The organism is Bernardetia sp. (genome assembly GCF_020630935.1).
Classification (GTDB): Bacteria; Bacteroidota; Bacteroidia; order Cytophagales; family Bernardetiaceae; genus Bernardetia.
Genome location: NZ_JAHDIG010000053.1, coordinates 34,152 through 35,657, shown reverse-complemented (window position 1 = coordinate 35,657; position 1,506 = coordinate 34,152). Strand labels below are relative to the sequence as shown.

Below are 1,506 nucleotides of genomic sequence, written 5' to 3'. Positions count from 1 at the left end.
CTGTTGTTGGGTCAATCTGAATTGGGTCAGCAACAATATTACTTGCTGTTTCAACGGTCAAAGGTTCGGGTTGTGGGTCATCTTTGTCGTTTTTACAAGAAGAGAAAATAAAAAGACAAGTCGCTAAAAGCAACATTACATTTAAAGAAAAAGATTTCATGGCTATTATAAATTTGAATTGATTGAATTAAATAAAACAGATAAAGATGTCTGTTTAGAAAGAGTTAAGGTTTTGTTTTATCCACAAAAGAAACTTGAATTTTTGATAGTTTCTGATTTCATTGTTTTGGTGGTGTTGAGAGCCTAAAATTCTTTTGTGAAAAATTATTTTTTCTGAATTAAAAATTGTACTCTAACCCAAAACATTCGCCCTGCAAGGCTTGGGATAAAAGCTTCATCAGTATAGCCTAAAAGATTATCTACACCGATTTGAAAGTCTAATTTTTGTTTGAAAAGTTTTTTCGTTGCTGAAAAATTGAGTGTGGTAAAGCCTTCTACATATTCATTGTCTGCATCTAAAATGAGGTTTCCATTTCGGTCGCCAAAACCATATTTGCTTCTATAAATGGCTCTAAGATTTGCCGAAAATCCATTTTTTGAGTTTCTATAAAACAGTTTTGCATTTGCCATGTGATTACTTCTCCCCATAAGTCCACCATAATCTGACCTTGTAAGTCTTTTTGTTTGCTGTGTTTCTGAGTCTCTAGCAAAATACTTCCCTTCTTCTATTTGCGCCAAAACTTCTTTGTCTTTAGCCTCCAAATATTGATACCCTACTGAAAAAGTCAGTTGATTATTTTCAGTTGAAAAAATGTCATAATTAAGTTCAGTCTCAATACCTTGTGCAAAAATGCTATTGAGATTTCGGTAGCTAAATACATTTTGTCCGTTGGTTTTTCGTGCTACTACTTGTGTTTCGATAAGATTATCTACATCATTTCTAAAAATATTTGCCTTTATGAGCCATTTCTTCGTTGGTATGTAGCTAATTCCAAGATTATACGACCTAGACGTTTCTGCTCTAATGTCTTGAATATCGTTTGGGTTCAAAACAATTTCTGAGATTTGCCCTGCTTGTTCTAAAACAAAAAGCTGTTCTTTTATTTCTTCTGTTCCAAAAACTGAATAGCCTACAACATTATTCGTAAAATTGAGATAAAGCTGCCTAAAATCTGGCGTTTTGAATCCCATTCCAGCCGAAGCTGTCAGACGAATTTTTGGAGAAATTTGATAATATCCTGCTAGTTTTGGACTTAATTGGTTTCCATAAATAGAATGCGAATCAAATCTAGCTCCTAAAGTAATATTAGATTTGTCATTGATAAAGTATTCGTGTTGAGCAAAAATATAATTGGTTTGAAGCTGTTTTTTGTCAGTATAACGAGTAGAACTTACCGATTCATTGACGCTTCCAATTCCTGCTGTCAGAAAATGCTTTTCATTGAAGGTATAAACGCTTTGAATCTCTGGACGAAGAAACGTTTGATTAAAAAATGTGGCATCATA

At 33.3% G+C, this 1,506-nt stretch carries 1 protein-coding gene; it reads right to left on the bottom strand.

Annotated elements, in window-relative coordinates; translation table 11 throughout:
• Positions 1–324: 324 nt before the first annotated feature.
• A partial coding sequence (locus QZ659_RS14545; protein WP_291726677.1) for a TonB-dependent receptor plug domain-containing protein occupies positions 325–1,506 on the bottom strand: 1,182 nt, incomplete at its 5' end.